Source organism: Streptomyces sp. NPDC059564, assembly GCF_042735575.1.
In the GTDB taxonomy this organism is placed as follows: Bacteria; Actinomycetota; Actinomycetes; order Streptomycetales; family Streptomycetaceae; genus Streptomyces.
The window spans coordinates 1-4,545 of record NZ_JBHWBP010000484.1; the positions used below are offsets into that span (position 1 = coordinate 1).

At 71.3% G+C, this 4,545-nt stretch carries 3 protein-coding genes and 2 tRNA genes; 1 reads left to right on the top strand and 4 read right to left on the bottom strand.

Annotated elements, in window-relative coordinates; genetic code table 11:
- Window positions 1–60: 60 nt before the first annotated feature.
- Window positions 61–1,533 (bottom strand): catalase, encoded by a 1,473-nt coding sequence (locus tag ACFV0Q_RS38605; protein WP_385012381.1) that lies wholly within the window; start codon window positions 1,531–1,533, stop codon window positions 61–63.
- Between the two features lie 128 nt (window positions 1,534–1,661).
- Between ACFV0Q_RS38605 and ACFV0Q_RS38610 the strand changes: the two genes are divergently transcribed.
- The gene (locus ACFV0Q_RS38610; RefSeq protein ID WP_385012383.1) at window positions 1,662–2,078 is read left to right on the top strand and encodes a Fur family transcriptional regulator; all 417 of its coding nucleotides are present in this window, start codon (window positions 1,662–1,664) and stop codon (window positions 2,076–2,078) included.
- 161 nt (window positions 2,079–2,239) lie between these two features.
- On the opposite strand, the gene ACFV0Q_RS38615 is transcribed toward ACFV0Q_RS38610, so the two are convergent.
- From ACFV0Q_RS38615 to ACFV0Q_RS38625, 3 genes are all read right to left on the bottom strand, one after another.
- Window positions 2,240–2,313 (bottom strand) — tRNA-Met (locus ACFV0Q_RS38615).
- Between the two features lie 70 nt (window positions 2,314–2,383).
- The gene (locus ACFV0Q_RS38620; RefSeq protein WP_385012385.1) at window positions 2,384–4,240 is read right to left on the bottom strand and encodes a sel1 repeat family protein; all 1,857 of its coding nucleotides are present in this window, start codon (window positions 4,238–4,240) and stop codon (window positions 2,384–2,386) included.
- 216 nt (window positions 4,241–4,456) lie between these two features.
- Window positions 4,457–4,530 (bottom strand) — tRNA-Met (locus tag ACFV0Q_RS38625).
- Window positions 4,531–4,545: the final 15 nt, after the last annotated feature.

Here is a 4,545-nt window from a genome sequence, read left to right on the forward strand (position 1 = left end):
GGCCGGAACCCTCCGTAGAGGGTTCCGGCCCGCCGACCTGCTACGACAAGCGATCCGGTACTAGCCGCGAAGGGCCTGGACCGCGGCGTCCAGCCGCTTGCCGAAGTCGCCGTCCGCCTGGCGGAAGTTCTCGATCGCGCGCTCGGCGATGTCGTCACGGGAGACCTTGGCGATGAAGCCGGACAGGTTCTCGATCAGACGGGACTTCTCGTCCTGCGACATCAGCCGGTAGAGGTCGCCGGCCTGCACGAAGTCGGTGTCCTCGGAGTGCGACGGGGTGGCGTGGCTGCCCGTGCCGCCGGTGAGGGCGGAGGACTGCCACAGCGGGCGGTCCGTCTGGACGGGGCCGCCGAAGCTGTTCGGCTCGTAGTTCTTCGCGCCCTTGTGGCGGCCGTCGTACAGGAAGCCGTCACGGGAGTTGGTGCGCGCCTCGGTGGCGTGCGGGCGGTTCACCGGCAGGTGGTCGGCGTTGATGCCGACGCGGTAGCGGTGGGCGTCGCCGTACGCGAAGAGACGGCCCTGGAGCATCTTGTCCGGGGAGGGACCGATGCCGGGGACGAAGTGGGCCGGGCTGAAGATGGACTGCTCGACCTCGGCGAAGACGTTCTCCGGGTTGCGGTTGAGCTCCAGCGTGCCGATCTCGATCGGCGGGTAGTCCTCGTGCGGCCACACCTTGGTGAGGTCGAACGGGTTGAAGCGGTACTGGGCCGCGTCGGCCGCCGGCATGATCTGGACCTGCACGGTCCAGCTCGGGAACTCGCCGCGCTCGATGGACTCGCGGAGGTCGCGCTGGTGCGAGTCGGGGTCCTCGCCGGCGAGGGCGTTGGCCTCGGCCTGGGTGAGGTTCTTGATGCCCTGGTCGGTCTTGAAGTGGTACTTGACCCAGAAGACCTCGCCGGCCTCGTTGTTCCACTGGAACGTGTGCGAGCCGTAGCCGTTCATGTGGCGGTAGGACGCCGGGATGCCGCGGTCGCCGAACAGCCAGGTCACCTGGTGGGTGGACTCGGGCGACAGACCCCAGAAGTCCCAGACGTTGTCCGCCTCCTGCGAGCCCGTGTACGGGTCGCGCTTCTGGGTGTGGATGAAGTCGGGGAACTTGATGGCGTCCCGGATGAAGAAGACCGGGGTGTTGTTGCCGACGAGGTCGTAGTTGCCCTCTTCGGTGTAGAACTTCAGCGCCCAGCCGCGCGGGTCACGGCGGGCGTCCGCGCCGCCGAGGCTGTCGGCGACGGTCGAGAAGCGCAGGAAGGTCTCGGTCTGCTTGCCGACCTCGGAGAGGAACTTCGCCCGGGTCCACTGCGACACGTCACGGGTGACGGTGAAGGTGCCGTACGCACCGGCGCCGCGGGCGTGCACCACGCGCTCCGGTATGCGCTCACGGTTGAAGTGGGCGAGCTTCTCCATGAGCAGCTGGTCCTGGACGAGAACCGGCCCGCCGACGCCGGCCGTCTCACTGTTCTGGTTGTCGGCGACCGGAGCCCCGGCCTCCGTGGTGAGCGGTCCCTGCTGCGTCACGTGCGCCTCCTGCGTCATTCCTGCAAGTCCTGTCCTTGGCGTTTGCCGTATCCGATCCTACAATGGACTTTGTCTAAGTCAAGTAAGCATCCAAGTCCACACCGGTTCGGGATCTGCACCGAATCCCCACTGTTAGGCTGGCTTGTATGAGTGACCTGCTGGAACGACTTCGCGGACGCGGCTGGCGCATGACGGCGCAGCGGCGCGTCGTGGCCGAAGTACTCGACGGTGACCACGTTCACCTGACGGCCGACGAAGTCCACGCCCGTGCCGTGACCAAACTTCCCGAGATCTCTCGGGCGACGGTCTACAACACCCTGGGCGAGCTCGTCACGCTCGGCGAGGTCCTGGAAGTCTCCACGGACCGGCGGGCCAAGCGGTACGACCCGAACGCCCACCGCCCCCACCAGCACCTGGTCTGCGCCCAGTGCGGCGCCATCCGCGACGTCCACCCGGCGGGCGACCCGCTGGCCGACCTGCCCGACGGCGAGCGCTTCGGCTTCGTGGTCTCGGCGGTCGAGGTGACGTACCGCGGACTGTGCCCGGGCTGCGCGGGCGTCTGACGGAACACCCGGCGGGACGGGAACAGGAACACCAAAGGCCGGGGGCTCGCGCCCCCGGCCTTTTCGCCGCCCTGTTCACGCTTCACGCTTCACGCTTCACACTTCGCACGCTGAAACGACTCGAGGCCCGGATCCATGGGATCCGGGCCTCGGGCCTTCAGTAGCGGGGACAGGATTTGAACCTGCGACCTCTGGGTTATGAGCCCAGCGAGCTACCGAGCTGCTCCACCCCGCGTCGGTAAACACGACTGTACGTGAGGCTGCCCGGCAGATGCAAATCAGTTAACCGGCAGCTGTCACGGGGCTCAGGCGGAGAGCTCCTCCGCCAGCGCGTCGCGCAGCCGGGCGGCGCGCTCCGAGACCTCCGCCGGGCCCAGCTCCATGGCCCGCACGCACCACTTCTGCCCCTCCGACAGGTCCCCGTGGCGGGCCGCCAGCAGCCCGAGCCGCAGCGCGGCCCGGCCGTGCCCGGCCACCGCGGCGCGGGTCCACCACAGGGCCGCCTCGGGCTCGTTGCCCTCGCGGGCCAGCAGCAGCCCGAGGTTGAAGGCGCCGTTGCGGGAACCGGCCTCCGCCGCCTCCCGGTACCACCGCGCGGCCACCGCCAGGTCGCCCCGGGCCGCGGCCAGCATCCCGACCCGGACCTGCGCCCGCCGGTGGCCCTGCTCGGCGGCACGCTCGTACCACTCCTCGCTCTCGGTCCGCGCGACCCCGCCGGCGGGCTCGCCCAGCGCCACCGGCTCCGGGGGCGGGGCCAGCGACTCCAGCAGCGAGGCCAGCCGGAACGCCGCCTCGGCGCTGCCGCCGCCCGCCGCGCACCGCAGGTGCCGCTCGGCGGCCCGCTCGGCGCCGTCGCGCACCAGGGCGATGCCGACCTGGAGCGCGGCGTCGGTGTGCCCGGCCGCGGCGGCGCGCTCGTACCACTTCAGCGCGGTGCGGTCCTCGTCGCGGCTGGCGAAGAGGATCCCGAGGTTGAAGGCGGCGTCCACGCTGCCGGCCTCCGCCGCCTTCGAGAACCACGGCTCGGCGCCGGCCGCGTCGCCGCCCTGCAGGAGCAGGATCGCGAGCGCGTTGGCGGCCTCGCGGTGGCCCGCGTAGGCCGCCCGGCGGTACCACTGCTCGGCCTGCGCGGTCCGCTCCTGCGCGGCGCACAGCAGCGCGAGGTTGTACGCCCCGTTCTGGTCGCCCGCGTCCATCGCGGCCCGGTACCACTTCTCGGCCGTCTGGGTCTCGCCCCGGGCGGCGTGCAGCGCGCCCAGGGCGTTCGCCGCGTTCCCGTCGCCGTCCTGGGCGGCCCGCAGCCACCACGAGGCCGCGCTCTCCTCGTCCCCGGCGTCGCGCAGCAGGAAGCCGAGCGCGCACGCCGCCCGGGCCTCGCCCTGCTTCGCCGAGCTGAGGTACCAGCGCCCGGCCTCCTTGAGCTCGCCGCGCGCCTCCAGCAGGGCGCCCAGGTGCAGCCCGGCGCGCCGGTGCCCGCGCGCGGCGGCCTGCCGGTACCACTGCTCGGCCTCGGCGGGGTCCCCCTTGCGCAGGTGCCGCGCCAGGCGGTACGCCGCCTCGCGGTGCCCCTGTTCGGCCGCCGCCCGGAACCAGCGTTCGACGCCCCGGTCCCCCCGGTGCTCCAGCAGGTCGGCCAGCCCGTACGCCCCCAGGGCATGGCCGGATTCCGCCGCCTGGCGCAGCCAGTACTCGGCGGCGGGCTCGTCCCCGCGCTCGCGGTAGTGACGGCCCAGGGCGTGCGCGGCCGGAGCGGATCCGGCGACGGCGGCGACGCGCCACCAGCCGGCGGCCTCGTCGGGGTAGCCGCGCTGGTGCAGGAGGACGCCGAGGTTGTTCGCGGCGGCCCGGTCCCCTTCACCGGTGGCTCCGCGCAGGTAGGGCTCGGCCCCGGCCAGGTCGCCACGGCGCAGCAGGAGCGCGCCGAGCACGCTCATGGCCCCGGGGTCGCCCTTGTCGGCGGCCACCCGGTGGCGCGCCTCCAGCTCGGCGTCGGTGGCCCCTTCGGCCTCTCCGAAGGCTTCTTCCGCGAACACCGCATCGGTCAGTGCGGTCTGCGCGTTGACAGCCTGAGCCGCCTCAGCGTACTCCGTACCCGACTCGGCCTCCGCCCTCACAAACCGCCCTGTCTCCAGCAGAGTTGACCTGTCCCCCATAAATCCCATCGTCGCATCACCTGCTACCCGCGTACACCTGGTATGTCGCAGCCAGTGAGGTCACTACAGCGTTTTGTCGACATGCCCACAGAGAGACAAGTCAAACACGCTCACACCCCAACTCACCCGCCCCAGTGACCCCGTGTCTCCCGGCTTCCTCTCCGGTTCCCTCTTCCGGACATGACGAAGGCCCGGATCCCATTGGATCCGGGCCTTCGTCTTCAGTAGCGGGGACAGGATTTGAACCTGCGACCTCTGGGTTATGAGCCCAGCGAGCTACCGAGCTGCTCCACCCCGCGTCGGTGAAACCACAG

Excerpts from the sequence above, each read along its gene's own strand:
- ACFV0Q_RS38605 (WP_385012381.1), bottom strand. The coding sequence starts at position 1,533 with ATGACGCAGGAGGCGCACGTGACGCAGCAGGGACCGCTCACCACGGAG.
- ACFV0Q_RS38610 (WP_385012383.1), top strand. The coding sequence starts at position 1,662 with ATGAGTGACCTGCTGGAACGACTTCGCGGACGCGGCTGGCGCATGACG.
- ACFV0Q_RS38620 (WP_385012385.1), bottom strand. The coding sequence starts at position 4,240 with ATGGGATTTATGGGGGACAGGTCAACTCTGCTGGAGACAGGGCGGTTT.